The sequence below is a fragment of the Streptomyces sp. NPDC060049 genome (genome assembly GCF_042736715.1).
In the GTDB taxonomy this organism is placed as follows: domain Bacteria; phylum Actinomycetota; class Actinomycetes; order Streptomycetales; family Streptomycetaceae; genus Streptomyces.
The window spans coordinates 57,278-82,848 of sequence record NZ_JBHWVV010000013.1 but is presented as its reverse complement, the minus strand read 5'-3'; the positions used below and the strand labels follow the sequence as shown (position 1 = coordinate 82,848).

The 25,571-nt window shown below is 71.8% G+C and carries 22 protein-coding genes and 1 tRNA gene; 9 read left to right on the top strand and 14 right to left on the bottom strand.

Annotated elements, in window-relative coordinates:
- Positions 1 to 55: 55 nt before the first annotated feature.
- Positions 56 to 688 (bottom strand): ANTAR domain-containing response regulator, encoded by a 633-nt coding sequence (locus tag ACFWBY_RS24145; RefSeq protein ID WP_385409702.1) that lies wholly within the window; start codon positions 686 to 688, stop codon positions 56 to 58.
- A gap of 127 nt (positions 689 to 815) precedes the next feature.
- Between ACFWBY_RS24145 and ACFWBY_RS24140 the strand changes: the two genes are divergently transcribed.
- Positions 816 to 890: transfer RNA gene (locus ACFWBY_RS24140), tRNA-Leu, on the top strand.
- Between the two features lie 109 nt (positions 891 to 999).
- Positions 1,000 to 1,749 carry a transcriptional regulator gene (locus ACFWBY_RS24135; RefSeq protein ID WP_385339481.1) on the top strand — a complete coding sequence of 250 codons (750 nt, stop codon included), beginning with the start codon at positions 1,000 to 1,002 and terminating at the stop codon, positions 1,747 to 1,749.
- A gap of 59 nt (positions 1,750 to 1,808) precedes the next feature.
- Here the strand turns inward: ACFWBY_RS24135 and ACFWBY_RS24130 are convergent, their stop codons facing one another.
- The 3 genes from ACFWBY_RS24130 to ACFWBY_RS24120 form a co-directional block, all read right to left on the bottom strand.
- The gene (locus ACFWBY_RS24130) at positions 1,809 to 2,411 is read right to left on the bottom strand and encodes a TetR/AcrR family transcriptional regulator (RefSeq protein ID WP_385339483.1); all 603 of its coding nucleotides are present in this window, start codon (positions 2,409 to 2,411) and stop codon (positions 1,809 to 1,811) included.
- A gap of 740 nt (positions 2,412 to 3,151) precedes the next feature.
- Positions 3,152 to 4,579: a pyruvate kinase gene (gene pyk / locus ACFWBY_RS24125; protein WP_385339486.1), complete on the bottom strand. Its 1,428-nt coding sequence runs from the start codon at positions 4,577 to 4,579 to the stop codon at positions 3,152 to 3,154.
- A 146-nt stretch (positions 4,580 to 4,725) separates the two neighbouring features.
- Complete coding sequence (locus tag ACFWBY_RS24120; RefSeq protein ID WP_385339489.1) at positions 4,726 to 5,424, bottom strand: SIMPL domain-containing protein; 699 nt, start codon at positions 5,422 to 5,424, stop codon at positions 4,726 to 4,728.
- Between the two features lie 127 nt (positions 5,425 to 5,551).
- On the opposite strand from ACFWBY_RS24120, the gene ACFWBY_RS24115 reads away from it, so the two are divergent.
- Positions 5,552 to 7,363, top strand: coding sequence for a bifunctional metallophosphatase/5'-nucleotidase (locus ACFWBY_RS24115; RefSeq protein WP_385339492.1), 1,812 nt, complete (start codon positions 5,552 to 5,554; stop codon positions 7,361 to 7,363).
- Positions 7,364 to 7,373: 10 nt separating this feature from the next.
- Here the strand turns inward: ACFWBY_RS24115 and ACFWBY_RS24110 are convergent, their stop codons facing one another.
- The 7 genes from ACFWBY_RS24110 to ACFWBY_RS24080 form a co-directional block, all read right to left on the bottom strand.
- Positions 7,374 to 8,783 (bottom strand): lysine N(6)-hydroxylase/L-ornithine N(5)-oxygenase family protein, encoded by a 1,410-nt coding sequence (locus ACFWBY_RS24110; RefSeq protein WP_385339495.1) that lies wholly within the window; start codon positions 8,781 to 8,783, stop codon positions 7,374 to 7,376.
- The gene (locus tag ACFWBY_RS24105; RefSeq protein WP_385339497.1) at positions 8,780 to 10,189 is read right to left on the bottom strand and encodes a pyridoxal phosphate-dependent decarboxylase family protein; all 1,410 of its coding nucleotides are present in this window, start codon (positions 10,187 to 10,189) and stop codon (positions 8,780 to 8,782) included. Before ACFWBY_RS24105 ends, ACFWBY_RS24110 begins: the two co-directional genes overlap by 4 nt.
- 650 nt (positions 10,190 to 10,839) lie before the next feature.
- On the bottom strand, positions 10,840 to 13,410 hold the full coding sequence (gene pepN / locus ACFWBY_RS24100) for an aminopeptidase N (protein ID WP_385339500.1): 2,571 nt from the start codon (positions 13,408 to 13,410) through the stop codon (positions 10,840 to 10,842).
- 42 nt (positions 13,411 to 13,452) lie between these two features.
- Positions 13,453 to 13,764: a chorismate mutase gene (locus ACFWBY_RS24095; RefSeq protein ID WP_385339502.1), complete on the bottom strand. Its 312-nt coding sequence runs from the start codon at positions 13,762 to 13,764 to the stop codon at positions 13,453 to 13,455.
- Between the two features lie 504 nt (positions 13,765 to 14,268).
- Positions 14,269 to 15,477 (bottom strand): sensor histidine kinase, encoded by a 1,209-nt coding sequence (locus tag ACFWBY_RS24090; protein WP_385339504.1) that lies wholly within the window; start codon positions 15,475 to 15,477, stop codon positions 14,269 to 14,271.
- 235 nt (positions 15,478 to 15,712) lie between these two features.
- Positions 15,713 to 16,369: a response regulator gene (locus tag ACFWBY_RS24085; RefSeq protein ID WP_385339506.1), complete on the bottom strand. Its 657-nt coding sequence runs from the start codon at positions 16,367 to 16,369 to the stop codon at positions 15,713 to 15,715.
- Between the two features lie 391 nt (positions 16,370 to 16,760).
- A complete protein-coding gene (locus ACFWBY_RS24080; protein WP_385339509.1) occupies positions 16,761 to 17,579 on the bottom strand; it encodes a serine protease in 819 nt (272 codons plus the stop codon).
- An 86-nt stretch (positions 17,580 to 17,665) separates the two neighbouring features.
- Here ACFWBY_RS24080 and ACFWBY_RS24075 point away from each other — a divergent pair, with 86 nt between their 5' ends.
- Positions 17,666 to 18,565, top strand: a complete 900-nt coding sequence (locus ACFWBY_RS24075; RefSeq protein ID WP_385339512.1) for a hypothetical protein — start codon at positions 17,666 to 17,668, stop codon at positions 18,563 to 18,565.
- A gap of 151 nt (positions 18,566 to 18,716) precedes the next feature.
- On the opposite strand, the gene ACFWBY_RS24070 is transcribed toward ACFWBY_RS24075, so the two are convergent.
- From ACFWBY_RS24070 to ACFWBY_RS24060, 3 genes are all read right to left on the bottom strand, one after another.
- Positions 18,717 to 18,911 carry a hypothetical protein gene (locus tag ACFWBY_RS24070; protein ID WP_385339514.1) on the bottom strand — a complete coding sequence of 65 codons (195 nt, stop codon included), beginning with the start codon at positions 18,909 to 18,911 and terminating at the stop codon, positions 18,717 to 18,719.
- Between the two features lie 462 nt (positions 18,912 to 19,373).
- Positions 19,374 to 20,282 carry an SDR family oxidoreductase gene (locus ACFWBY_RS24065; RefSeq protein ID WP_385339517.1) on the bottom strand — a complete coding sequence of 303 codons (909 nt, stop codon included), beginning with the start codon at positions 20,280 to 20,282 and terminating at the stop codon, positions 19,374 to 19,376.
- Between the two features lies 1 nt (position 20,283).
- Positions 20,284 to 21,048: an SDR family oxidoreductase gene (locus ACFWBY_RS24060; protein WP_385339520.1), complete on the bottom strand. Its 765-nt coding sequence runs from the start codon at positions 21,046 to 21,048 to the stop codon at positions 20,284 to 20,286.
- Positions 21,049 to 21,104: 56 nt separating this feature from the next.
- On the opposite strand from ACFWBY_RS24060, the gene ACFWBY_RS24055 reads away from it, so the two are divergent.
- The 5 genes from ACFWBY_RS24055 to ACFWBY_RS24035 are packed head-to-tail and all read left to right on the top strand — an operon-like array spanning position 21,105 to position 25,529.
- Positions 21,105 to 21,854 (top strand): enoyl-CoA hydratase family protein, encoded by a 750-nt coding sequence (locus ACFWBY_RS24055; RefSeq protein WP_385339522.1) that lies wholly within the window; start codon positions 21,105 to 21,107, stop codon positions 21,852 to 21,854.
- The gene (locus tag ACFWBY_RS24050) at positions 21,851 to 22,711 is read left to right on the top strand and encodes a CoA transferase subunit A (protein ID WP_385339525.1); all 861 of its coding nucleotides are present in this window, start codon (positions 21,851 to 21,853) and stop codon (positions 22,709 to 22,711) included. Before ACFWBY_RS24055 ends, ACFWBY_RS24050 begins: the two co-directional genes overlap by 4 nt.
- Positions 22,708 to 23,448, top strand: coding sequence for a CoA-transferase subunit beta (locus tag ACFWBY_RS24045; RefSeq protein WP_385339527.1), 741 nt, complete (start codon positions 22,708 to 22,710; stop codon positions 23,446 to 23,448). Before ACFWBY_RS24050 ends, ACFWBY_RS24045 begins: the two co-directional genes overlap by 4 nt.
- Before the next feature lie 4 nt (positions 23,449 to 23,452).
- On the top strand, positions 23,453 to 24,568 hold the full coding sequence (locus tag ACFWBY_RS24040) for an NAD(P)H-dependent flavin oxidoreductase (RefSeq protein WP_385339530.1): 1,116 nt from the start codon (positions 23,453 to 23,455) through the stop codon (positions 24,566 to 24,568).
- A 31-nt stretch (positions 24,569 to 24,599) separates the two neighbouring features.
- Positions 24,600 to 25,529: a tyrosine-protein phosphatase gene (locus ACFWBY_RS24035; RefSeq protein ID WP_385339532.1), complete on the top strand. Its 930-nt coding sequence runs from the start codon at positions 24,600 to 24,602 to the stop codon at positions 25,527 to 25,529.
- The last annotated feature ends 42 nt before the right edge of the window (positions 25,530 to 25,571 follow it).

Sequence of the window (25,571 nt, the reverse complement as noted above, 5' to 3'; positions counted from 1 at the left end):
CCGGATCCTGGATCCGGGGGCGGGCCTCACTCTTTCCGCGCTTCTACAGAAGGTCCTACTCGCCCTTGCCGGCGGCGGCCTTCTTCTCCTCGGCGTCCTCGATGACCGCCTCGGCGACCTGCTGCATGGACATCCGGCGGTCCATGGAGGTCTTCTGGATCCAGCGGAAGGCCGCCGGCTCGGAAAGCCCGTACTGGGTCTGCAGGATGCTCTTGGCCCGGTCCACGAGCTTGCGGGTCTCCAGGCGCAGCGAGAGGTCGGCGACCTCCTTCTCCAGCGCGCGGAGCTCGGCGAAGCGGGAGACGGCCATCTCGATGGCGGGCACGACGTCGCTCTTGCTGAACGGCTTCACCAGGTACGCCATGGCCCCGGCGTCGCGGGCCCGCTCGACGAGGTCGCGCTGCGAGAACGCGGTGAGCATCAGCACGGGCGCGATGGACTCCTCCGCGATCTTCTCGGCGGCGGAGATCCCGTCCAGGACGGGCATCTTCACGTCGAGGATCACCAGGTCGGGGCGGTGCTCCCGGGCCAGCTCGACGGCGGTCTGCCCGTCACCGGCCTCACCGACGACGGCGTAGCCCTCCTCCTCGAGCATCTCCTTGAGGTCGAGACGGATGAGCGCCTCGTCCTCGGCGATGACGACGCGCGTCGTCAGCGGCGGAACATGCGACTGGTCGGCGTCGGGCATGGGCGTCGACTCGTGCTCGGCGGTCACGGGGGGCTCCTCTTTGCGGGGCATATCAAGCTCCCCCGAGCCTACCTAGCTACGGTATGGTGGACACGCAGCGGGTCGCAGTTAACCTTCGATTCGCGGGGCCCCGGTAGCCCAATTGGCAGCAGGCGATGGATTCAAAACCCATTCAGTGTCGGTTCGAGTCCGACCCGGGGCACTTTTCCTTCTTTTCCAAGGTCACGCGATATCGCGTGACCTTCACTCGTTTCAGCGAAGCCCTCCGCAATGCGCAAAGTGAGCGAATTGCGTACGTCAGCGTCGACCGCATGTACGACACGGCCACCCGCCTCCAGACGCTGTCGCTGCTCCGTGACGGACGCAGCATGAACTCCGTCAGCAAGGAGACCGGCATTTCCCGGTCCGCGATCCGGGCATGGCTGACCCGGGTGGATCCCCTTCCTCGCCTGCGCGATCTGGCCACGCCGTGCGCAGCGCCCACCGACACGTCCTCGTACGCGTACCTGCTGGGCCTCTATCTCGGCGACGGATGCATCAGCCCGCAGCCCCGTGGTGGGTACCAGCTCCGGATCGCTTGCGCCGACGCGTGGCCCGGGCTCATAGATCAGTGCCGCGCAGCGATCACCGCCGTACGACCCGGCGCCAGGGTCTACTTGTCACAACGCCAGGGCTGTGTCGCCGTGACGAGCTACGGACGGCACTGGACTTGCCTATTCCCCCAGCACGGGCCCGGCAGGAAACACGACCGCCGCATCACCCTCGAGGACTGGCAGCGGGAGATGGTCGCAGCCCACCCCTGGGACTTCGTCCGGGGACTCATCCACTCCGACGGATGCCGGACCATCAACTGGACCACCCGGGTGATCCGCGGGGAGCGCAAGCGCTACGAGTACCCCCGGTACTTCTTCACCAACAGGTCTGCGGATATCACCGCGCTCCTGACCAGCACGCTGGACCGGCTCGGCGTCGAGTGGAAACAGGCGAACACCTGCAACGTCTCCGTCGCCCGCAGGGCGTCGGTCGCGCTGATGGACGAGCACATCGGCCCGAAGTACTAGGGCAGGTCACCGCACCGCTCCCGCGGAAGGCAGGTTCGCGCGCGGGCCGTGCACGTCCCTCACATGCGGCTCGTGAGGCCTTGGAGGACGGTGGCCACGTGCGCGGGGGCGTCCGCGGGGTCCAGGGGGGCGTGCGCGACGAGGAGGCGGTACCAGAAGGGGCCGAAGACGAGGTCGACGGCGTGGGCGATGTCGGTGTCGGCGGGGAGTTCCTCGCGGGTGACGGCCCGGGTCAGCAGGGTCGCGACGGTCTCGCGGCGGTCGGCGGCCCAGGCGCGGAAGGGTTCGGCGAAGGCGGGGTCGAGCTGGGCTTCTGCCATGAGGCCGGTGAGGGCACTGGTGCGGACGGGGTCGTGGCCGATGCGGTAGAGGTCGGCGACGAAGGCGGTGAGGTCGCCGGCGAGGGTGCCTGTGCCGGGTTCGGGGGCGCGGGGGGCGGTGCCGTGGGTGTAGGCGTCCATGACGAGGGCGGGCTTGGACTTCCACCAGCGGTAGACGGTGCTCTTGGCCACGTTGGCCCGCTTGGCGACGCCTTCGATGGTGAGGGCGCCGTAGCCCGTCTCGACGAGGAGGGCCGCGGCGGCTTCGAGGACGGAGTGGTGGGCGTCTTCGTTGCGGAGGCGGCCGCCGGTGCGCGGGGTGCCCGAAGGAGTGATTGACACGCCATCACGATAAGCCCTAGCGTTTATCGAAACGCTGCGTAGCGTTTCGATTGAAGACCGGATGGATGGGCCGACGACTGGATCAGGGGGCGGAGTCATGGGCGACATCGCGATCGCGCACGGGTGCGAGTACGAGTACGAGTACGGGGATGGTTACGAGTACGGGGATGGGTACGGGGGGAACGGCGGGGAGCATTGGTATTCAGCGGTGGGTGAGGAGTTCGCCGCCGAGGGGCATGAGGTGCGGATCCCGAACTTCCCCGAGCCGTTCGCTCCGGAGGCCGATGCGTGGCTGCCGGCCTGGGAGGCGGAGAGCGCGGCGGGTGCGGAGGAAGTACCCGCGGGCGGGACGGTGCTGGTGGGTCACGGCCCGGCGGAGCGCGCGTGCCGCGGTTGCCGCAGCGGCGACACGACACGGAGACCGAGGGGGCGTTCGCGGGGGTGGTGTTCGCCGCGTCACTGTCGGGCGGGGTGGGGTGTGCGGCGTTGGCACCGTTCTTCACGCCGGAGTTCGACTGGCGCAGGATCCGCGAGGCGGCGCGGGAATCCCTGGCGCCGCGGGCGGCGGATGGCCCGGTGACCGGGGAGAAGGCCGGTGAGCAGGTTGGGCGGTTGGTGCGGGGCGCTGGGGCGCGGGTGACCGCGTCGGGCGGGCGCTTCCCGAGTTCGGGTGGGAGCCGGTTGGAGTTGCCCGACGCGGTGCGTCTCATACGTGGGGTGCCGTAGGCCTGCGGGCGGTGTCAGCGGACCGCGTCGCCGATGTGGTGGACGCGGACCAAATTGGTGGATCCGGTGACACCGGGGGGCGAGCCGGCGGTGATGACGACGACGTCGCCGGGTACGCAGCGGCCGATGCGCAGGAGCTCTTCTTCGACTTGGGCGACCATGGCGTCGGTGGAGTCGACGTGGGGGCCGAGGAAGGTTTCCACGCCCCAGGTGAGGTTGAGCTGGGACCGGGTGGAGGCGTCGGGGGTGAAGGCGAGGAGGGGGATGGGTGAGCGGTAGCGGGAGAGCCTGCGGACGGTGTCTCCGCTCTGGGTGAAGGCGACGAGGAATTTGGCGCCGAGGAAGTCACCCATTTCGGCGGCTGCTCGGGCTACTGCTCCTCCTTGGGTGCGGGGCTTGTTGCGGTCGGTGAGTGGGGGGAGGCCCTTGGCGAGGATGTCTTCTTCGGCGGCTTCGACGATGCGGGCCATGGTGCGGACGGTTTCGACGGGGTATTTGCCGACGCTGGTCTCTCCGGAGAGCATGACGGCGTCGGTGCCGTCGATGACGGCGTTGGCGACGTCGGATGCTTCGGCGCGGGTGGGCCGGGAGTTGTCGATCATCGAGTCGAGCATTTGGGTGGCGACGATGACGGGTTTGGCGTTGCGCTTGGCGAGTTTGACGGCTCGCTTCTGGACGATGGGGACGTGCTCCAGGGGCATTTCGACGCCGAGGTCGCCGCGGGCGACCATGATGCCGTCGAAGGCGGCGACGATGTCGTCGATGTTCTCGACCGCCTGGGGCTTTTCGACCTTGGCGATGACGGGGAGGCGGCGGCCTTCCTCGTCCATGACGCGGTGGACGTCTTCGATGTCGCGGCCGCTGCGGACGAAGGAGAGGGCGATGACGTCGGCGCCGGTGCGCAGGGCCCAGCGGAGGTCTTCGATGTCCTTTTCGGAGAGGGCGGGTACCGAGACTGCGACACCGGGGAGGTTGAGTCCCTTGTGGTCGGAGACCATGCCGCCTTCGAGGACGAGGGTGTGGACGCGGGGTCCGTCGACCGCGGTGACTTGGAGGGTGACGCGGCCGTCGTCTACGAGGATGCGTTCGCCGGCAGTGACGTCGGCGGCGAGGCCTTTGTAGGTGGTGCCGCAGGTGTGGCGGTCGCCTTCGTGGTCTTCGACGGTGATGGTGAATTCGTCGCCGCGTTCAAGGAGTACGGGTCCTTCGCGGAAGCGGCCCAGGCGGATCTTCGGGCCTTGAAGGTCTGCGAGGACGCCGACGCTGCGGCCGGTTTCGTCGGAGGCTTTGCGTACGCGCTGGTAACGCTCCTCGTGTTCGGCGTAGGTGCCGTGGCTGAGGTTGAAGCGGGCGATGTCCATTCCGGCTTCGACCAGGGCTTTGATCTGGTCGTATGAGTCGGTGGCGGGGCCCAGGGTACATACGATTTTCGCTCGGCGCATGGGGCGAGCGTATGCCCCTACCAGGGAGTAGGAAATTGGTTCCGGGTGTCCACTCAACAACCTTTGAGCAAAAGGTTGTTGACAATTGTTGAATGTGCATGGGGATGCTCTGATGAGCACCCCCGGGGCACCGTTTTCTCAGGATTTCACAACTGGGGAGGGGTCATCGTGAAGCGTGCGTTCACCTGTGCGTAGACGGTCTGACGCTGGGGTTCGAGGTCGAGGGCGGGGGCCCCGGCGTCTTCCGTGACGCTGAAGGCCATGGTGCGCATGCCGCTGCCGGTCGCCTGGAAGGGCACGGCGTTCTCGGCTCCGAGGTCGGCGAGTTCGACGAGGGCGGCGAGGTTCGCGCCGAGGGCGGTGGCATATTCGCGGGCCCGCTGGACGGCTTCGAGTACGGCTTGGCGGCGGGCTTCCCCGTGGGCGGGCGAGGTGGGGCGCAGGGCCCACCAGGGGCCGTCGACTTGGGTGAGTTCGAGGTCGGCGAGGCGGGTGGTGAGTTCACCCAGGGTGGTGAAGTCATTGAGTTCGGCGGTGAGGTGTACGCGTCCGTGGTAGGCGCGGACGCGTTCGCCGCGGCCGTGGCGGGTGAGTTCGGGGGTGATGGAGAAGGCGCCGGTCTCGAGCTTCTCGACGGGGTCGCCGTAGCTCTTGACGAGGTCGAGGACGGCGTTGTTGCGGCGGGTGAGGTCTTCGAGGGCGGTGCGCCGGTCGGTGCCGCGGGCGCTGACGGTGATGCCGATCCGGGCGATCTCCGGATCGACTTCGAGGCGGGCTTCGCCGCGGACTGCGACGCGGGGGACTTCGGGGGTTCCGTAGGGCTGGTGCGATGCGTCCTGGGTCATGGCTTCACTGTCGCACTGCCGGTCGTACGGGTGTGGTCATCGGATCGAAACCTTGTGGGGGTGTTGCGGCTTGTTACTGCTGGGTCAGAATCTACGCGCGTTGTTCGCGCTCACAAGGGGAGATGGCATGGCATTGGACCGTAGGACTTTTCTGGGCACTTCGGCTGCTACCGGCGCCGCTGTGGCGTTGGCGGGGGCCTCGGGCACCCCGGCCGCCGCGGCCGACAAGGCCGTCGGGGCCGCTTCGGCCGCGCGGCCGAAGACGTACGCGTTCACGGTGATGGGGACGACGGACCTGCACGGGAACGTCTTCAACTGGGACTACTTCACGGACAAGGAGTTCGACGACAAGGCGCACAACGACGTCGGTCTGGCGAAGATCTCCACGCTGGTCAATGAGGTGCGGGAGCAGAAGGGGCGGGGCAACACGCTGCTGATCGACGCTGGTGACACCATCCAGGGCACGCAGCTGTCGTACTACTACGCGAAGGTGGATCCCATCACCGCGCGGCGCGGTCCGGTGCATCCGATGGCGCAGGCGATGAACGCGATCGGCTATGACGCGGCGGCTCTGGGGAACCACGAGTTCAATTACGGCATTCCGGTGCTGCGGAAATTCGAGGAGCAGTGCGACTTCCCGCTGCTGGGGGCGAACGCGCTGGACGCGAAGACGCTGCGGCCGGCGTTCCCGCCGTACAGCATGCACCGGCTGCGGACTCCGCACGGGCGGGACGTGAAGGTGGCGGTGCTCGGGCTGACGAACCCGGGGATCGCGATCTGGGACAAGGCGAACGTGCAGGGGAAGATGACGTTCCCGGGCCTTGAGGAGCAGGCGGCGAAGTACGTTCCGCGGCTTCGGTCGTTGGGTGCGGACGTGGTGATCGTGTCGGCGCACTCGGGGTCGAGCGGTACGTCGAGTTACGGGGACCAGCTTCCGCACATCGAGAACGCGGCGGGTCTGGTGGCGGAGCAGGTGCCGGGGATCGACGCGATCCTGGTGGGTCACGCGCACACGGAGATCCCGGAGTACCGGGTGAAGAACAAGGCGACCGGCAAGGACGTGGTGCTGTCGGAGCCGTTGAAGTGGGGCCAGCGGCTGACGCTGTTCGACTTCGAGCTGACCTGGGCGAAGGGCTGCTGGTCGGTGGCGAAGGTGTCGGCCCGGGTGCTGAACTCGAACACGGCGGTGGAGGACCCGAAGATAGTGGGGCTGCTGTCGGACGAGCACACCAAGGTCGTGGCCTACGTGAACCAGGTGATCGGTACGTCCACGCAGGCGATGTCCTCGGCGGACGGTCCGGTCAAGGACGTGGCGATCATCGATCTGATCAACCACGTGCAGGCTGAAACGGTGAAGGGCGCGCTGGCGGGTACGGAGTGGGCGGCGCTTCCGGTGCTGTCGCAGGCCTCGTGCTTCTCCCGGACGGCGGCGATCCCGGCCGGGCAGGTGACGATCAAGGACGCGGCGGGTCTGTACCCCTTCGAGAACACGCTGGAGGCGCGGCTGCTGACCGGAGCGCAGCTGAAGGCGTATCTGGAGTATTCCGCGAAGTACTACGTGCGGACGGCACCCGGTGAGGTCGTGGATCCGGCGAAGCTGACGAACGCGGAGGGCACGCCGGACTACAACTACGACGCGGTGTACGGGCTGACCTATGACATCGACGTCTCGGAGCCGGCCGGTTCGCGGATCACGGGGCTGTCGTTCCAGGGCCAGCCGGTGGATCCGGCGGCGCAGTTCGTTCTGGCGGTGAACAACTACCGGGCTTCGGGCGGCGGCAACTTCCCGCACGTGGCACAGGCCAAGCAGCTGTGGGCGAATTCGGAAGAGATCCGGAACACGATCATCCAGTGGGTGAAGGCGAAGGGGACGGTGGATCCGGCCCAGTTCGCGTCCGTGGACTGGCGACTGACCCGGGCCGGGATACCCCTGTTCTAAACGTTTCTTCCTACGGGTGCTCGACCAGCGGGAGCAGTTCTCCGGCGGGTTGGGGGCGTGTGTGCTCCCGCTGTTCGAGTCCGAAGGTGGTGAAGGCGGTGCGGGTGGGCTGCGGGTAGGGCTCCTTGCCCGTGAGGGTGTTCAGGATGGCGGCGCTGCGCCAGGCGGCGAGGCCGAGGTCGGGGGCTCCGACGCCGTGGGTGTGGCGCTCGCCGTTCTGGACGAAGACGCTGCCGGTGACGCTGGGGTCGAGGATCATCCGGTAGCGGTCGTCGATGCGGGGGCGGCCGGAGGAGTCCTTGCGCAAGTAGGGGTCGAGGCCGGCGAGGAGGCTGGCGAGGGAGCGTTCGCGGTAGCCGGTGGCCAGGACGACGGCGTCGGTGGTGAGGCGGGAGCGGGTGCCTTGTTCCACGTGTTCGAGGTGCAGTTCGACCTTGGTGGTGGCGACGCGGCCGGCGGTGCGGACGCTGACTCCGGGGGTGAGGACGGCGTCGGGCCAGCCTCCGTCGAGGGTGCGGCGGTAGAGCTCCTCGTGGATGGCGGCGATGGTGGCGGCGTCGATGCCCTTGTGGAGCTGCCACTGGGCGGGGACGAGCCGGTCGCGGACCGGTTCGGGCAGGGCGTGGAAGTAGCGGGTGTAGTCGGGGGTGAAGTGCTCCAGGCCGAGCTTGGAGTACTCCATGGGGGCGAAGGAGGGGGTGCGGGCGAGCCAGGTGAGGCGTTCGCGGCCGGCGGGGCGGGAGCGGAGCAAGTCGAGGAAGACCTCGGCCCCGGACTGGCCCGATCCGATGACGGTGACGTGTTCGGCCCCGAGGACGCGCTGCCGGTTGTCGAGGTAGTCGGCGGAGTGGATCACCGGGACGGCGGGCGCTTCGGCGAGGGGGCGCAGCGGTTCGGGGATGTAGGGGGCGGTCCCGATGCCGAGGGCGAGGTTGCGCGTGTAGGTGCGCCCGAGGGCTTCGGCTTCGCCGCCGGCGTCGAGCTGGGTGTAGTCGACTTCGAAGAGGCCGCGTTCGGGGTTCCAGCGGACGGCATCGACCTGGTGGCCGAAGTGGAGTCCGGGCAGGCGGCCGGCGACCCAGCGGCAGTAGGCGTCGTATTCGGCGCGCTGGATGTGGAAGCGCTCGGCGAAGTAGAAGGGGAAGAGCCGTTCCTTGTGCTTGAGGTAGTTGAGGAAGGACCAGGGGCTGACCGGATCGGCGAGGGTGACGAGGTCGGCGAGGAAGGGGACTTGGAGCGTCGCTCCGTCGAGGAGGAGTCCGGGATGCCAGCGGAAGTCGCGGCGCTGGTCGTAGAAGGCGGTGGCGAGTTCCCCGGCGCCTAGGTGGGGCAGCCCGTGGGCAAGGGCGGCGAGGGAGAGGTTGAAGGGTCCGATGCCGATTCCGACGAGGTCGTGGGGTGCATCGAGCAGGGCGGTCATCGGTGGGTGCTGCCTTCCAGAAGGTTCACGAGGACATCCAGGTCCCCCGCCGTGGTGTGGGGGTTGAGCAAGGTGGCTTTGAGCCACAGGCGGCCGTCGGCGCTGGCCCGGCCCAGTACGGCGCTGCCGCCGAGGAGGAGGGTGCGTCGCAGGGCGGCGATCCGCTTGTCGTCGGCGTGGGTGGGCCGGAACAGGACGGTGCTGATGGTGGGCGCGGCGTGGAGTTCGAAGGCGGGGTGTGCTTCGAGGAGCCGGGCGAGTTGCCCGGCGAGCGCGCAAGTGCGGTCGATGAGCTGGGTGATGCCGTCGCGGCCCAGGGAGCGCAGGGTTGCCGCGATCTTGAGGACGTCGGCGCGGCGGGTGGTGCGCAGGGAGCGGCCGAGGAGGTCGGGTAGGCCCGCGTCGGTGTCGTCCTGGGCGTTGAGGTAGTCGGCCCGGTGGGACAGGGGTGCCAGCAGAGCGGTGTCGGGGACGGTGAGGATGCCGGCGGCGACGGGCTGCCAGCCGAGTTTGTGCAGGTCGAGGGTGATCGAGCGGGCGCGGTCGAGGCCGGCGAGTTTGTGGCGGTGGCGGGGGCTGAGGGCCAGGAGGCCGCCGTACGCGGCGTCGACGTGCAGGTCGGCGCCGTACTGGTCGCAGAGGTCCGCGAGGGGGCCGAGGGGGTCGATGAGGCCGGCGTCGGTGGTGCCGGCCGTGGCGGCGACGAGGACGGGGCCGGTGGTGGCGGCGAGGGCCTCGGCGAGGGTGGCGGGTGCCAGGGTCCCGGTGGGGGTGGGGAGGGCGCGGGCGGGCGGCAGGCCGAGGAGCCAGGCGGCGCGCGGGACGGAGTGGTGGGCGTTGGCGCCGTGCAGGACGGTGAGGCGCGGGCCGTGGCGTTCGCGGGCGAGGAGGAGGGCGAGTTGGTTGGCTTCGGTGCCGCCGGTGGTGAGGACGGCGTCGGGATGGGGGGTGTCGTGGAACTCGGCGGCGAGGGCGCGGGTGAGGAGCGCTTCGATCGTGGAGGCGGCGGGGGCCTGGTCCCAGGAGTCGAGGGAGGGGTTGAGGGCGCCGGCGGCGAGGTCCGCGGCGACCGCGACGGCGAGCGGCGGGCAGTGCAGGTGGGCGGCGCACAGCGGATCGGCGGGGTCCGCGGCGCCGGCGGCGAGGGTGTGCACGAGGGTCCGCAGCGCTTCGTGGTCCCCGTGCCCGTGTTCGGGGAGTACGTCGCCCAGCGCGGCCTCGACTCGGGCGGTCACGGCGTCGGGCCCGCCGGCCGGGAGCGGTCCGCCGCGTGCGCGGGCTCCGGTGCGCAGTGCGTCGAGGACGGTGTCGAGGAGCGGCCGCAGGGCCTCGGCCCCGTGGATGCCGCCGGCGAGCGGAGCTGTGCCTGTGCCTGTGCCTGTGCCTGTGCCGGGGGACGCTGTCATGCGGTTGTCCTCACGGGAACGGATCGGCGGCGGGCGTTGCCGCGGTGATGGGGTGGGGCACCCGAGCGGTACAACGATCCGACCCGAATGGGGTAACCGCCCGGGTTTGTGGCGTGGGTGATTTCCCGCCGCGGGTGCCCTGACCGGGCGCTGAAGGGCCGGCCCGGCCCCGCCCGGCGCGCAGGGCGGCCCACCAGGCCCGGGGCCGGGATCCCGCCCGGGACCGAATCCACCGGACCGGCGTCAAAGCCGGGACCCCGGGCGGCTGGAGCGGAGGCGGACACGGCGAGGCGGGGCCGCCGGCGGCCGGGGCGGAGGTGGACGCGGAGAGTCGGCGGCATGACGGCCCGTAGGGCCGGGTGGGGAAGCCGGGGACGACGGCCGGCCGGTGGCCGGAGGGAGGGCCGGGGCGGACGTCGAGGGTGGCGGCCGACCGGCGGGGAAAGGCGGGACGTCGAGGGGCGGCCGACCGGCGGGGAAAGGCGGGACGTCGAGGGGCGGCCGACCGGCGGGGAAAGGCGGGACCTCGAGGGGCGGCCGGCCGGAGGCCGGCGGGGAGAGGCGGGACGTCCCGGGGAGGGGCGGCGGCGGTGGGTGGTGGGGTGGGGCGGGGCCCTGCCGGGTTCTCGTGGAGGGCAGGGCCCCTGGGGTTAGGGGTGGGTCCGGAGGGCGCGGGCCAGGTCGTCCAACTGGTCCACGAGCTTGCGGCGCAGGAGCGGGGTGATGTCCGGGTCGGCCAGGCAGGCCCGGCCGGCTTCGAGGTTGGCTTCCGTGATCTCGTGGTCGGGGAAGCACCAGCGGCCCGCGGCGTCGGCGATGGCCGGGCCGCGGCGGGCACCGAGGGCGACGGCCTCGGGGTAGTAGCGCGGCACGTACGCCCGTACCAGATCGGCTTGCTCGGGCTGCCAGAAGCCCTGGGCGGTGGCGGTGAAGAGGTAGTTGGACAGGGTGTCGTCGTGGAACAGCCGGTCCCAGGCGGCGGCCTTGGCCTCGGCCGTCGGGAGGGCGGCACGGCAGCGGGCGGCGCCTTCCTGGCCGGTGGCGCTGGGGTCGGCCGCGAGGGCGCCGTCGATCTCGGCTTCGCCGACCGCTCCGAGGACCGACAGGCGGGAGAGGATGCGCCAGCGCAGCTCGGGGTCGAGTTCGGGGCCTCCGGGTACGGTGCCTTCGGCGAGCCAGGCGGCGGGGATCTCGGGCCGGGTCGCGCTGTCGATGAGGGCGCGGACCGCGACCAGCCGCAGGCCGGGGTCGGAGCCGTCCTCGGTGCGCCGCAGCAGGGCGCGGGCGATCGAGGTGAGCGTGGCGAGGGCACCGGTGCGGTGTTCGGGGGTGAGGTAGCGGGTGGCGATGTGGGTGCGCGCGAAGCCCAGTACGTTCTGGACGATGTCCAGCTCCGTTTCCTCGGGCAGGTGGGCCTCGGCGGTCGCCAGGTAGTCGGCGGCCCCCAGTTCCCCGTCGCGGACCATGTCGCGCAGGGAGTTCCAGACGACGGCGCGGGTGAGCGGGTCGGGGATGCGCGAAATGCCGCGCAGGGCGGTTTCCAGGGAGGTTCCGTCGAGGCGGACCTTGGCGTAGGTGAGGTCGCCGTCGTTGAGGACGAGGAGGGCGGGACGCGGGCCGTCGACCGAGACGACCTCGTCGGAGGGGACGTCGAGGGCGAGGACTTCGCGTGGTTCGAGGACTCCGTCGGGGCCGTGGTCGTAGAGGCCGGCCGCGATGTGGTGGGGGCGGCTGCCGGTGCGGTCGACGGTGAGTGTCCAGCCTCCGCGGCTCTCCTCGACGCGCGGGCTGAGGGTGTCGATGCCGGTGGTGCGCAGCCAGATCTCGGCCCAGGCGTGGACGTCCCGGTCGGTGTGGGCGGCGAGGGAGTCCACGAAGTCGGCGAGGGAGGCGTTGGCGAACTTGTGGCGGGCGAAGTGGGTGTTGATGCCGGCCAGGAAGTCCTTCTCGCCGAGCCAGGCGACGAGTTGGCGCAGCGCGGAGGCGCCCTTGGCGTAGGAGATGCCGTCGAAGTTGAGGAGCGCGGAGGCGGTGTCGGGGACGGCTGCGGCGTCCGGGGCGACGGGGTGGGTGGAGGGGCGTTGGTCGGCGTCGTAGCCCCAGGGCTTGCGCTCCATCCCGAATCCGGTCCAGGTCTCGGTGAAGCGGGTGGCTTCGATGAGGGTCTGGTAGCCCATGTACTCGGCGAAGGACTCGTTCAGCCAGATGTCGTCCCACCAGCTGAGGGTGACGAGGTCGCCGAACCACATGTGTGCCATCTCGTGCGCGATGGTCACGGCCCGCCGTTGGCGTTCGGCGTCGGTGACGGCGGAGCGGAAGACGTACTCGTCGCGGAAGGTGACGAGGCCGGGGTTCTCCATGGCGCCGGCGTTGAACTCGGGCACGAAGGCCTGGTCGTAGGAGTCGAAGGGGTAGGGCTCGGTGAACTTCTCGTGGTACCGGTCGTAGCAGGCTGTGGTGAGGTCGAGGATTTCCCGGGCGTCCGCGTCGAGGTGGGGGGCCAGCGAGCGGCGGCAGTGGATGCCGAAGGGGAGGCCGGCGTGTTCGGTGCGGACGCTGTGCCAGGGGCCTGCGGCGACGGCGGCGAGGTAGGTGGAGATGACGGGGGTGGGCGCGGACTTCCAGATGCCGTCCCCGGCTCCGGCGCCGGCTCCGGCTCCGGCGCCTTGGTCGTCGGTGCCGTGGTCACCGTCACGGTCACGGCCGCCGTCACGGTCGCGCGAGCCGACGCGCGTGGTGATGCCGTTGGCCAGGACCGTCCAGCCCGCGGGAGCGGTGACGGTGAATTCGAAGACGGCCTTGAGGTCGGGCTGGTCGAAGGCCGGGAAGACGCGCTGGACGTCGTCCATGAACATCTGCGTGTAGACGTACGTCTCCCCGTCCGCGGGGTCGGTGAAGCGGTGGAGGCCCTCGCCGGTGCGCGAGTAGCGCATGCGGGCTTCGACGCGCAGCTCGTGGGGGCCTTCGGTGAGGCCGGTGAGCGGGAGGCGGCCGTCGGTGAGGCCGGCCGGGTCCAGGGGGTGTCCGTCGAGCTCGACGGAGCGCAGCTCCTCCGGTTTCAGCTCGACGAAGGTGTCTCCGGCGGTGCGGGCGGCGAACCGGATGACGGTGCTGGATTCGAACGTCTCGTCGCCGGTGGTGAGGTCGAGGGCGACCTCGTAGTGCCGGACGTCGAGGAGCTTGGCTCGGAGCTGCGCTTCGTTGCGCGTCAGTGCGGACATGGGGCCCATGCTGCCGGATGACGGTGCCGGGCCCCAGGGCGGCTACTCCTCGCCCGCTGCGATCGTCTCGTGGTGGCGGATGACCTCGGCGATGATGAAGTTCAGGAGCTTCTCGGCGAAGGCCGGGTCGAGCTTGGCGTTCTCGGCGAGCTGGCGCAGCCGGGCGATCTGGCTGGCCTCGCGGCCCGGGTCGGCAGCGGGCAGCTGGTGGCGGGCCTTGAGGTGGCCGACCTGCTGGGTGCACTTGAAGCGCTCGGCGAGCATGTGCACCACGGCCGCGTCGATGTTGTCGATGCTGTCCCTCAGACGGGCCAGCTCGGCGGTGACGCTCTCGTCGATGTCGCTGGTGTTCATGGTTCCCGAGAATACGGGGCGCACGGGAGTGGTTCCTCGGCCAGTCGGCCAGTGAGACGGCGGCGCGTCCGTGCCGCGCGGCGCCGTGTCCGGTCCGGGCCGATCTGTGCGGATCGGCCCGGACCGAGCCGAGTACCTCCTCGGGCGGCAGACGCCGTACCGGGTGCCCAGGCCGGGGTACGGGGCCGGGCGCGGCGGGCCGGGTACGGGGTTGGGTGCGGCGGGTCGGGTGCGGCGGGCCGGGTGCGGCTGGCCGGGGTGGACGCGACGAGCTGGGTACCGGGTCGGACGCGACGGGCCGGATTCGGGTACGGGGTCGGGTGCGGCCGGCCGGGTGCGGGGCGGGGTGGACGCGACGAGCCGGGTGCCGGGTCGGACGCGCGGGCCGGGTTCGGGGTCGGACGCGACGGGCCGCAGCTCTGTGCCCCGTCGGCTCGTGTGCGGTACCGGGGAGGCCGGGTGCGGTGCCGGGGCGGCACCCGGCTGCCGGGGAGTGGGCTCGGCCTACAGCGGCAGGATCGCCGTGACCAGCCAGCCGCCTTCGGGGGCGGGGCCGGCGGTGAGGGAGCCGCCGAGGGCTTCTGCCCGTTCGGCCATGCCGACGAGGCCGTAGCCGCCGCCGCGGGCGTTCTCGGAGAGCCTGGCCGAGCGGCCGCCGTCATCGGCGACGCGGACTTCCAGGCCGGGCGGGACGGTGCGCAAGCCGATCCGGACGGCGGTGGCGGTCGCGGCGTGCTTGCCGATGTTGGTGAGGGCTTCGAGAACGATGCGGTGGGCGGTGGCGGCGACGTCGGCGGGGAGCCGGGTCTCCAGGCCGTCCTCGATGTAGAGGACGACGGGCGGGCCGGTCATGGCGAACCGTTCCGCGAGCCCGCGGATCTCGCGGAGGCCGGCGACGGGGGCGGTGCCCGCGCCCGGCCCGGCGCCGCCCTCCTCGGCGCCCCGCGCGCCCTGTGTGCCCTGTGCGCCCTGTGCGCCCTGTGCGCCCTCGCGGAGGATCTTGACCAGGCGTCGCATGGAGCCGAGCGCCTCGGCACCGGAGCTCTCGATGCGGCCGAAGATCTCGCCGGCGCGTTCGGCGGAGACCTTGGTGTAGCGGGCGGCCCGCGCCTCGACGACGATCCCGGTCACGTGGTGGGCGACAAGGTCGTGCAGCTCGCGCGCCAGCTCCAGGCGCTCGGCGCTGCGTACGGCGCTCAGCTCGCGCAGGCGCTCGACGGACTGCATGCGCAGCAGCAGGGAGTACGCCCCGACGACGACGGCGAGCACGGAGAAGAGCAGCGTGAACCGGCCCGGGTCCGTGTCCCGGACGGGCACGGCCATGCAGCCGAGGCCGAGCAGGGGGCCGAGTACGGCGGCGGTACGGACGGGGGCGCGCAGCAGGACCTGGCTGAGGAAGAAGAGGAGGGCGACGGCCTCGCCCCCGCCCCAGACGACGATGGGGTGGTTGCTGAAGAGCAGCAGGATCGTGACGGTCCAGCTGACGGTGGCGGCGAACCAGGCCCGTACGAGGAGCGGGATCCCGGGCCAGGGCGCGGCGCTGAGGCAGACGAGCATGCCGGACACCCAGACGGCGGCGTGCGGGACGCTGGGCTGACGGGCGAGGACGACGCCCTCGAAGGTGACGAGGGCGAGGAGGGCGACGGAGAGGATGATGCTGATCCAGGTCGCGGCGCGGGGGTGACGGCGGGCCCATCGCCCCAGCGGACTCACGGGGACCGCCTGGCCGTACGGCGCCCCGGACGGTTGGCTCCACCGGTTGTGCCGGTGGCCGTGCCCGGCACCCGCGCGGTTGCCGCACCGGCTCCGCCGGCCCCTCCGCGCAGGAGACGAAGGGCGCCGGGGCGCCCGCCCGGCGCCGAGCGCGCACCGGGACAGGGTCCCCTCACGCCAGGCCGCCCGCCCGGCCGCTCCCCCGGCGCCGAGCGCGCACCGGGACAGGGTCCCCTCACGCCGGGGTGCCCGCCAGGCCGCTTTCCCAGGCCCATGCGGCGATTTCGACGCGGTTGCGGGCGTCCAGTTTGGCCTGGACGTTGGCCAGGTGGGTCTTGACCGTGGAGAGGGAGACGAAGAGCTCGCCCGCGATCTCGGCGTTGGTCAGGCCGCGCGCGAGGCAGCGTACGACCTCGCGCTCCCGGTCGGTCAGCGGCTCCGCCGGGCGGCGGGCCGCTTGGGCGGCCGGGATGCGGCGGGCCATTTCCCGCAGCAGCCGGACGGTGATGGCGGGTGAGACGAGGGAGTCCCCGACGGCCGCGGCCCGGACCGCTTCAACCAGCATGGCCGGACTCGCGTCTTTGAGGAGGAAGCCGGACGCTCCGCCGTGGAGTGCCGCGTGGACGTACTCGTCGAGGTCGAAGGTGGTGACGATGACGATGCGGGGGCCGTCGCTGCCGGCGAGCCTGCGGGTGACTTCGAGCCCGTCGAGTCTGGGCATGCGGATGTCGAGGAGCAGGACGTCGGGCCGGTGTGCGGCGACTGCCGCGAGGGCGGCTTCGCCGTCGACGACGTCCGCGACGACCTCGATGTCCGGCTGGCTCTCGAGGATCATCCGGAAACCGGTCCTGACCATCTCCTGGTCGTCCGCGATGACCACTCTGATCGCCATGCGCTGCCTGCCCCACTGTCGCCCGCTGCCTGTGTCGTCCCGGCGGTCCCGGCTTTCCCGGCCGTCCCGCTGTTTCCGGCGGCCCCGGCCGTCCCGGTCCTCCCAACCGGTGCGTTCCCACCCGGTGCGTTCCCACCCGGTGGGTTCCCACCCGGTCGGTTCCCACCCGGTCGGTTCTTCCCATGGGACCTTCGGCCGCCCCGGCCCGCAACCGCGCGGCCGAGCGCCCGGAGCGTGCCGCGGGGCCGGAACGATGCCGCCGACGACTCGCGGGGCTCCGGTGGGCCTCGCGTGCATTCGGGGCACAGCGCCTCGTCCTTTCGGCCCGTGCGCGCCGCACAGGGGCCGAAAGGACGAGGGACGCAGACGCAGCGAGGGGGAGTGCGGGCTGTCAGAGGGTGGCGGCCGCGTTCTTGATCGCTGCGGCGAAGGTGGAGACCTCGGTGTAGACGCCGGGGTAGTCGGGCCGGGCGCAGCCCTCGCCCCAGCTGACTATGCCGACCTGGATCCAGGCGTTCGCGCTGTCGCGGCGGAACATGGGGCCGCCGGAGTCGCCCTGGCAGGTGTCGACGCCTCCTTGGTCGAACCCTGCGCAGATCTCCTCGGCGGGCACCAGGGAGCTGCCGTAGGAGGCCTGGCAGGAGGCGTCGGAGACGAACGGGACGGTGGCCTTGCGCAGGTAGCGCTGCTGGCCGCCGCCTTCGCGGGTGGCGCCCCAGCCGGCGACGGTGAAGGTTCCGTTGTCGTAGGCCTTGGTGTCGGCGATCTTGAGGGTGGGCAGGTTGATGGGCTTGGCGAGCTTGATGAGGGCCCAGTCCTTGCCCGTGCCGTTGTAGCCGGGGGCCTGGAGGACCTTGGTGGACTTGACCTTGATGGCGCTGGCGCTGTTGAGGTCGACGACTCCGGCGGTGACGGTGATGGAGGTGTTGTTGCCGGAGCCGCTGACGCAGTGGGCGGCGGTGAGGACGATCTGCTGGCTGTAGAGGGCGCCGCCGCAGCCCATGGAGAGGCGGACCATGAAGGGGAACTCGCCCTGGGCGGCGCGGGTTCCGCCGACGACGGGGGCCTGGGACGCGGTGGCGGAGCCGGGCTGGAGGCTGACGGCGGCGAGGGCCACCGCGCCGACGGCGAGGGTGCGCTTGAGGGCACTGACGAGGGTGGACACTGTCGACACACTGCCTTTCGTGGGGGGTTGGGCCGTGCGCGTCATCGGGTGCATGACGGGGACATGACACAACGCAGCCACGGGCGCCATCAAGAACGCGTTTTCGGACAACTTCCGGCAGGAGACGCCTCATGACGGACAACAGTCGGCACAGCAGTCCGGTCCAGCACGGATTTCCGCATCTGGAGACGGTCCGCGAGGCCGTGAACGCACTGTTCCGCCGGCTCTCCGATGACGGGATCCGCGCCTACGGCACGCCCTTCGCCCCCGCCGACGCGGCCTTCGGCGACGCCGACGACCTGTACCTCGGCGCGCACCGGGTGGCCTCCGCGATGGTCCGGGCGCTGCGGCTGCCCGACGCGCGCATCGTGGTGGGTTTCCGCGCCATGCGGGACGCGGCCAGTGTCGAACTGGCCGCCGGACCGGAGTACTTCGTCGAGGTCAACGACCGCTTCCGCACGCACCGCCGCGATCTGGCGGCCGCCCTCGCCCACGAGGTCACGCACGTCCTGCTGCACCGCCTGGGCCTGCGCTTCCCCACCACCGCGGGCGACGAGATCCTCACCGACACCGCCGCCGCCTACCTCGGGGCGGGCTGGCTGCTGCTCGACGCCTACCGCGAGGACGACCTCACCCACCAGAAGCTCGGCTACCTCACCCCGGAGGAGTTCGGCTTCGTCCTGGCCAAACGCGAGCGGTTCATCGGAGGTGAGGACCTCTCCGCGTGGTTCACCAGCCCGCAGGCGTACGAGGCGTACGTGCGCGGCCGCGCCATGGCCCGACGGGACCTGCGCCGGGCTCCCCTGGCGGCCGCGGGCAGGGCGGAGCGGTGGCGCTACGCCCGGGACCGCAGAGCGGCTCCGGCCCCGCCGGGGCGCGGGGCGGCGTACCGGTTCGAGGTGCACGCCGACGGGCCGCGGGTGAGCTTTCCGTGCCCGGTGTGCGAGCAGCGGCTGCGGCTGCCGGCCGACCGGGGGCCGCTCCGGGCCCGCTGCGGGCTGTGTCACACGGTGCTGGACTGCGACACCTGAGCGCCGGCCGGCCTGGGAGCACCGGGCAGCCCGGGCGGGCCGGGAGCACCGGGCGGGCCGGGAGCACCGGCCGGCCTGGGAGCACCGGGCAGCCCGGGCGGGCCGGGAGCACCGGGCGTGCCGCGAGCGCCGGGAGTCCCCCCGCGGGTGCTCAGTCTCCGCAGCCGCCGCCACTGCCGCTGCCGCAGTTGTCTCCCCCGCCGCAGCCACCGTCGCCGCCACCGCTGTCACTGCCGCCACGCGGCCTGGGCCTCGACGCGGACTGCCGGTTGGCCGCCAGAAAGACGGTTCCCCAGCCGAGCACGGTCAGGGTCAGGACTATCAGGAAGGCCGAGGCTTCGCTCATAGGGGCGGTGTGCCCGGCCCTTGCGGCCGGAACACACCCCTCCGCCGACGCCTCCGCCCGGCTGTCCCAGCTTCGAAGGCGACCGCGGAAGGCGACCGCGCGATCGCGTTGACGCCCCCGCCGGGCCAACTCGCGATCTGCAGGCGCCCGTTGCCTGGCGGGAGATGGACAACATGATGGGGTGGCTGCGGTTCAGCGAGTGGATGTAGTGGGTAGTGGTACTCCATCGCACGAAGGAAGGACCCGGGCCCGACCCCTCGCCAGGGGGCCGGGACCGGGTCCTTCCGCTTGTGGCGTGTCCGAGAGCGCATGCGCTCCTCGCGGGAACGAGGATCCGTGCCGCAGGGCCGTGCGGCTCTCCTCTCCGGAGCCGGCGGGGCCGTTCTCCCGGTCACCGTGAAGGGCCGTCGCGAAAGGCCCCCGAAGCGGAGCGGCCGCGCGGCCGGTAGCGGGCCCCTCCCGTCACCGCGCCCCGTACACCGGCTGCGGCCGCTCGGACCGCGCGAGGAGTTTCAGCGCCGCCTCCCCCGCCTCCCACGGCGTCCAGCGCGCGCCGCGGTCCGCCGTGGGACCGGGCCGCCAGCCCTCCATCACCGTGATGCGCCCGCCCTCCGTCTCGAAGACACGGCCCGTGACCCCGGCCGACGCGTCGGAGCCCAGCCACACCACCAGCGGTGACACGTTCTCCGGAGCCATCGCGTCGAAGGCCCCGGCTTCGGGGGCGGCCATGGTGTCCGCGAAGGTCCCTTCCGTCATCCGGGTCCGCGCGGCCGGGGCGATGGCGTTCACCTGGACCCCGTAACGGCCCATCTCCGCCGCCGAGACGAGCGTCAGCCCGAGGATCCCGGCCTTGGCCGCGCTGTAGTTGCCCTGGCCCACGGAGCCGAGCAGGCCCGCACCGGAGGACGTGTTCACGACCCGCGCGGCCACGTGGCGGCCTTCCTTCGCCTCCGCCCGCCAGTACGCCGCCGCGTGCTTCAGTGGCAGGAAGTGCCCCTTGAGGTGCACCCGCATCACGGCGTCCCAGTCGTCCTCGTCGAGGTTCACGAGCATCCGGTCGCGCAGGAACCCCGCGTTGTTGACCAGCGTGTCCAGGCGCCCGAAGGTCGAGACGGCCGTCTCGACCAGCGAGGCCGCGCCCCGCGCCGTCGCGATGTCCCCGCCGTGCGCGACCGCTTCCCCGCCCAGTTCGCGGATCTCGGCGACCACGAGCGCCGCCGGGCCGTCAGGCCCCGGCAGGCCGTCCAGGCCGACCCCGAGGTCGTTCACCACCACGCGCGCGCCTTCCGCGGCGAAGGCCAGCGCGTGGGCCCGGCCCAGTCCCCGTCCCGCGCCCGTCACGATGACCACACGGCCTTCGGCAAGTCCCATGTCAGCTCTCCTTGTTCACAGTTGCCGCATCCAAGAACGCCGGGCGCTCGCCGCCCCCGTGCACGAGGAGGCTCGCGCCGCTGACGTAGCCCGCACGGTCGGAGGCCAGGAAGACCGCCGCGTCGCCCACGTCCGAGGGTTCGGCGAGCCGCCCGAGCGGGACGGTCGCGCCGACCGCCGCGATGCCGGTCTCGTCGCCGTAGTGCAGGTGTGACAGCTCGGTCCGCACCATGCCCAGGACCAGTGAGTTGACCCGTACGTCGGGGGCCCATTCGACGGCCATGGAGCGGGCGAGGTTCTCCAGTCCGGCCTTCGCCGCCCCGTACGCCGCCGTACCGGGCGAGGGCCTGGTCCCGCTGACGCTGCCGATCATGACGACCGAGCCGCGCGCCCGGCGCAGCCACGGGTAGGCCGCGAGCGAGGCGGCCATCGGGGCGGTCAGGTTCAGTTCCAGCACCCTCGCGTGGTGTTGCGCCCCGCCTTCGCCGAGCAGCCGGTACGGGGTCCCGCCGGCGTTGTTGACCAGGCAGTCGAGGCGCCCGTAGCGCCGGGCGACCGATCCGAAGAAGTCCTGGACGGCGGCCGGGTCCCGCAGGTCGAGGGCGTCGTACGACGCCGAACGACCCTGCGCCCGCACTGGTTCCGGCGGTGGTCGGCGCGCGCAGACGACGACCTCGGCGCCCGCCGTGAGGAACGACCGCGCGATCCCGGCGCCGACGCCGCGGGTTCCGCCGGTGACGACGACGACCCTCCCGTTGAGCTCCATCGGCTGCTACCTTCCTCACCTAACAAATGTTTGGTGGAAAGGTAGCTGATCCGCTCATGGGTGTCTCCACCTCAAGCCCCGACAAGGGCATCGCGCTCATCACAGTCGACTTCCCACCCGTCAACGCCCTCCCCGTGCAGGGCTGGTTCGACCTCGCGGACGCCCTGCGCACGGCCGGCCGCGACCCCGGGGTGCGGTGCGTGGTCCTCGCCGCCGAGGGCCGCGGCTTCAACGCCGGGGTCGACATCAAGGAGATGCAGCGCGACACCGGCCACGGCTCACTCGTCGGCGCCAACCGGGGCTGCTACGAGGCCTTCGCCGCCGTGTACGAGTGCGAGGTGCCCGTCGTGGCGGCCGTGAACGGTTTCTGCCTCGGCGGCGGCATCGGCCTCGTCGGCAACGCCGACGCGATCGTCGCCTCCGACGACGCGACCTTCGGCCTGCCGGAGCTGGACCGGGGCGCCCTCGGGGCCGCCACCCACCTGGCCCGGCTCGTCCCGCAGCACATGATGCGCACCCTGTACTACACCTCGCGCACCGCGTCCGCCGCCGAACTGCACGCGCACGGCTCGGTCTGGAAGGTGGTCCCGCGCGGGGAACTGCGCGCGGCCGCCCTGGAGCTGGCCGCCGAGATCGCAGAGAAGGACGGCTACCTCATCCGGCTCGCCAAGGCGGCCATCAACGGCATCGACCCGGTGGACGTGCGCCGCAGCTACCGCTTCGAACAGGGCTTCACCTTCGAGGCCAATCTCAGCGGTGTCGCCGACCGGGTCCGCGACACCTTCGGCAAGGAGGGACCGGCATGACCGGCCAGAGCGACAAGACGATGACCGCCGACGAGGTGGTCGGGCGGCTGCGCAGCGGGATGACGATCGGCATCGGCGGCTGGGGTGCGCGGCGCAAGCCCATGGCCCTGGTGCGCGCGCTGCTGCGCTCCGAGGTCACCGGTCTCACCGTGGTCTCGTACGGCGGCCCCGACGTCGGCCTGCTCGCGGCCGCCGGGAAGATCGCCAAGCTGGTCACGCCGTTCGTCACCCTCGATTCCATCCCGCTGGAGCCGCACTACCGGGCCGCCCGCGAGAGCGGAGCCTTCTCCCTCACCGAGCTCGACGAGGCCATGTTCATGTGGGGTCTGCACGCCGCCGCCAACCGGCTGCCCTTCCTCCCCGTCCGCGCCGGCCTCGGCTCGGACGTCATGCGCGTCAACCCCGAGCTGCGCACCGTCACCTCCCCCTACGCCGACGGCGAGGAGTTCGTCGCCGTTCCCGCCCTGCGCGTGGACGCCGCCCTGGTCCACCTGAACCGCGCCGACCGGCACGGCAATGCCCAGTACCTGGGCCCGGACCCGTACTTCGACGACCTGTTCTGCGAGGCCGCCGACGCCGCGTACGTCAGCTGCGAGCAGCTCGTCGAGACCGCCGAGCTCTCCAAGGCGGGGCCCCCGCAGTCCCTGCTGGTCAGCCGCCACTCGGTCACGGGCGTCGTGGAGACGCCGAACGGCGCCCACTTCACCTCCTGCGCCCCCGACTACGACCGGGACGAGGCCTTCCAGAAGCTGTACGCGACCACCCCCTGGCCCGAGTTCGCCGCGCGATTCCTCTCCGGCGGCAGCGAGCACGCCTACCAGTCGGCCGTCCAGGCCTGGCACGAGGAGCAGCAGTGAGCGGTACGACGACCACCGTGAGCCGGGCGGAGTACTGCGTGATCGCCTGCGCCGAGGCCTGGCGGGACAACGGCGAGGTGCTGGCCAGCCCGATGGGCCTGGTGCCCTCCTTCGGAGCCCGGCTGGCGAAGCGGACCTTCTCCCCCGACCTGCTGCTGACCGACGGCGAAGCCATGCTGGTCGGCCTCGACGGGACGGCCGAGGGCTGGCTTCCGTACCGCCGCCACCTGACCATGGTCACCGGCGGGCACCGGCACGTGATGATGGGCGCCAGCCAGATCGACCGGTACGGCAACCAGAACATCTCCTGCATCGGCGACTGGGAGCGGCCGGCCCGCCAGCTCCTCGGGGTGCGCGGCGCTCCGGTGAACACCCTGAACAATCCGGTGAGTTACTGGATCCCCAAGCACTCGACCCGGGTGTTCGTCGAGCGCGTCGACATGGTGAGCGGCGTGGGCTACGACCGTGCCGGGGCGGCCGGGGTGACCCGCTACCACCGCCTCCCCCGGGTCGTCAGCGACCTCGGCGTCTTCGACTTCACCGGTCCGGACCACTCGATGCGCCTGGTCTCCGTGCACCCGGGCGTCACGGTGGACCAGGTCCGGGCGGCCACCGGCTTCGAGCTGGCCGTCGCGGACGGGACCCCGTACACCCGGGAGCCGGGCGCCGAGGAGCTGCGGCTGATCCGGGAGGTCATCGACCCCGGGGGGCTGCGCGACCGGGAAGTGCGGGCCTGATCCGATGGAGACGGCGTTCACCAAGTTGGTCGGGGTCAGGTACCCGATCGTGCAGACGGGCATGGGCTGGGTGGCGGGTCCGCGCCTGGTGTCGGCGGCGGCGGGCGCGGGCGCGCTCGGCATCCTGGCCTCGGCGACGATGACGATGGACCAGCTGCGGGCCGCGGTGCGCGAGGTCAAGTCCCGTACGGACGCCCCCTTCGGGGTCAATCTCCGGGCGGACGCCGGGGACGCGGCCGAGCGCGCCCAGCTGATCATCGACGAGGGCGTCCGGGTGGCGTCGTTCGCGCTGGCCCCGTCGAAGGAGCTGATCGCGCGGCTGAGGGACGCGGGTGTCGTCGTGATCCCCTCGATCGGGGCCCGCCGGCACGCCGAGAAGGTCGCGGCGTGGGGTGCGGACGCGGTGATCGTGCAGGGCGGCGAGGGCGGCGGGCACACCGGCGACGTGGCCACGACGGTGCTCCTGCCGCAGGTGGTGGACGCGGTCGACATCCCGGTGATCGCGGCGGGCGGCTTCAGCGACGGGCGGGGGCTGGTCGCGGCGCTGGCCTACGGGGCCGCCGGCATCGCCATGGGCACCCGGTTCCTGCTGACCTCCGACTCGACGGTCCCGGACGCGGTCAAGGCCGAGTACCTGAAGGCCGGCGTCAAGGACGTCACCGTCACGACGGCCGTCGACGGCCTGCCCCACCGGATGCTCCGGAGCGAGCTGGTCGCTTCCCTGGAGCGGGCGGGCCGGGCGAGGGCTCTGGCCAGGGCGGTGCGGCACGCGGCCGGCTTCAAGAAGCTCTCGGGCCTGTCCTGGGCGCGGATGGTGCGGGACGGCCTCGCGATGAAACACGGCAAGGACCTGTCCTGGAGCCAGGTGCTGCTCGCCGCGAACACCCCCATGCTCCTCAGGGCTTCCATGGTCGAGGGCCGTACGGACCTCGGTGTCATGGCATCGGGCCAGGTCGCAGGCGTGATCGACGATCTTCCGTCGTGTGCGGAGCTCGTCACCCGCGTCATGGCCGAGGCGCAGACCGTGCTGGAAGTCCTGCACGGTCTGGGCTCCTCCCGCCCCGACCCCGCACACTTCCTCCCCCCGCACCCGCTCGGCACCCTGCCACCACCAGGGTGATCCCCCTTCTCCGTTACGGGAGTTGCCCCAGATGAGCCGTGCACGAATCCGTCTGGCGACCGCGCTGCTCGCCTCCGCCCTCGCCATCGGGACCCTGCCCGCCGCCGCGCACGCCGCGCCGGCGGGCGGTGCCACCGCCTCGCTCCACCACCAGCGGTGGCAGTCGCAGACGATCCGCCAGATCCCCCTCCAGGGCGCGGTGAACGTCCGCGACCTCGGCGGGTACCGCACCTGGACCGGCGGCACGGTCCGCCAGGGTCTGGTCTACCGCTCCGACGCGCTGGGCAAGCTGACCGCGGCGGACCTCACCTCGGTCTCCGGGCTCGGCCTCACGAAGGTCGTCGACTTCCGCATCCCGATGGAGGTCCAGTACGACGGCGCCGACAAGCTGCCCGCCGGCCTGGCCGCCACCGCCCGGCCGGTCAGCGACCTCGGGCTGTACGGGACCCTGGTCGGCGCGATAGCCAGCGGAGACCCGGTCAAGCAGGAGCAGATGCTCGGCGGCGGCCGCGCCGAGGCGTACATGCGCGACATCTACGAGACGTTCGTGACCAGCCCCGAGAACCGTGCGCAGTTCGCGGCCACCGTCCGCGAGGCCGCCGACGGCAGGCAGGGCCCGATGCTCTACCACTGCACCTCCGGCAAGGACCGGACGGGCTGGATGAGCTACGTCCTGCTGCGCGCCCTGGCCGTCCCCGAGGGCGCCGCCGAGAGCGACTACCTGGCCTCGAACACCTTCCGCGCGGCGTACGACGCCCAGGTGCGGGCGGGTCTCAAGCAGTCCGGGCGGATGCAGAACCCCGACCTGCTGATCCCGCTCCAGGAGGTCCGCCAGGACTACCTGGACGCGGCGACCGCGCAGCTGGAGGCCGACTACGGCAGCTTCTACGGCTACCTCACCGAAGGGCTCGGCCTGGACCTGAAGACCCTCGCGAAGCTCCAGGCCAAGATGGTCCGCTGACCGCCCGGACACACGAAAGCGCCGGGCGGCGCGTGGATCGCG

Bases quoted from the DNA above. Each gene is read 5' to 3' on its own strand.
- ACFWBY_RS24135 (WP_385339481.1), top strand. From the start codon at position 1,000: ATGTACGACACGGCCACCCGCCTCCAGACGCTGTCGCTGCTCCGTGAC.
- ACFWBY_RS24115 (WP_385339492.1), top strand. From the start codon at position 5,552: ATGGCATTGGACCGTAGGACTTTTCTGGGCACTTCGGCTGCTACCGGC.
- ACFWBY_RS24050 (WP_385339525.1), top strand. From the start codon at position 21,851: ATGACCGGCCAGAGCGACAAGACGATGACCGCCGACGAGGTGGTCGGG.
- ACFWBY_RS24085 (WP_385339506.1), bottom strand. From the start codon at position 16,369: ATGGCGATCAGAGTGGTCATCGCGGACGACCAGGAGATGGTCAGGACC.
- ACFWBY_RS24105 (WP_385339497.1), bottom strand. From the start codon at position 10,189: ATGACAGCGTCCCCCGGCACAGGCACAGGCACAGGCACAGGCACAGCT.
- ACFWBY_RS24070 (WP_385339514.1), bottom strand. From the start codon at position 18,911: ATGAGCGAAGCCTCGGCCTTCCTGATAGTCCTGACCCTGACCGTGCTC.
- ACFWBY_RS24145 (WP_385409702.1), bottom strand. From the start codon at position 688: ATGCCCGACGCCGACCAGTCGCATGTTCCGCCGCTGACGACGCGCGTC.
- ACFWBY_RS24120 (WP_385339489.1), bottom strand. From the start codon at position 5,424: ATGACCCAGGACGCATCGCACCAGCCCTACGGAACCCCCGAAGTCCCC.
- ACFWBY_RS24040 (WP_385339530.1), top strand. From the start codon at position 23,453: ATGGAGACGGCGTTCACCAAGTTGGTCGGGGTCAGGTACCCGATCGTG.
- ACFWBY_RS24075 (WP_385339512.1), top strand. From the start codon at position 17,666: ATGACGGACAACAGTCGGCACAGCAGTCCGGTCCAGCACGGATTTCCG.
- ACFWBY_RS24060 (WP_385339520.1), bottom strand. From the start codon at position 21,048: ATGGAGCTCAACGGGAGGGTCGTCGTCGTCACCGGCGGAACCCGCGGC.
- pyk (WP_385339486.1), bottom strand. From the start codon at position 4,579: ATGCGCCGAGCGAAAATCGTATGTACCCTGGGCCCCGCCACCGACTCA.
- ACFWBY_RS24035 (WP_385339532.1), top strand. From the start codon at position 24,600: ATGAGCCGTGCACGAATCCGTCTGGCGACCGCGCTGCTCGCCTCCGCC.
- ACFWBY_RS24055 (WP_385339522.1), top strand. From the start codon at position 21,105: ATGGGTGTCTCCACCTCAAGCCCCGACAAGGGCATCGCGCTCATCACA.
- ACFWBY_RS24080 (WP_385339509.1), bottom strand. From the start codon at position 17,579: ATGACGCGCACGGCCCAACCCCCCACGAAAGGCAGTGTGTCGACAGTG.
- pepN (WP_385339500.1), bottom strand. From the start codon at position 13,410: ATGTCCGCACTGACGCGCAACGAAGCGCAGCTCCGAGCCAAGCTCCTC.
- ACFWBY_RS24110 (WP_385339495.1), bottom strand. From the start codon at position 8,783: ATGACCGCCCTGCTCGATGCACCCCACGACCTCGTCGGAATCGGCATC.
- ACFWBY_RS24065 (WP_385339517.1), bottom strand. From the start codon at position 20,282: ATGGGACTTGCCGAAGGCCGTGTGGTCATCGTGACGGGCGCGGGACGG.
- ACFWBY_RS24095 (WP_385339502.1), bottom strand. From the start codon at position 13,764: ATGAACACCAGCGACATCGACGAGAGCGTCACCGCCGAGCTGGCCCGT.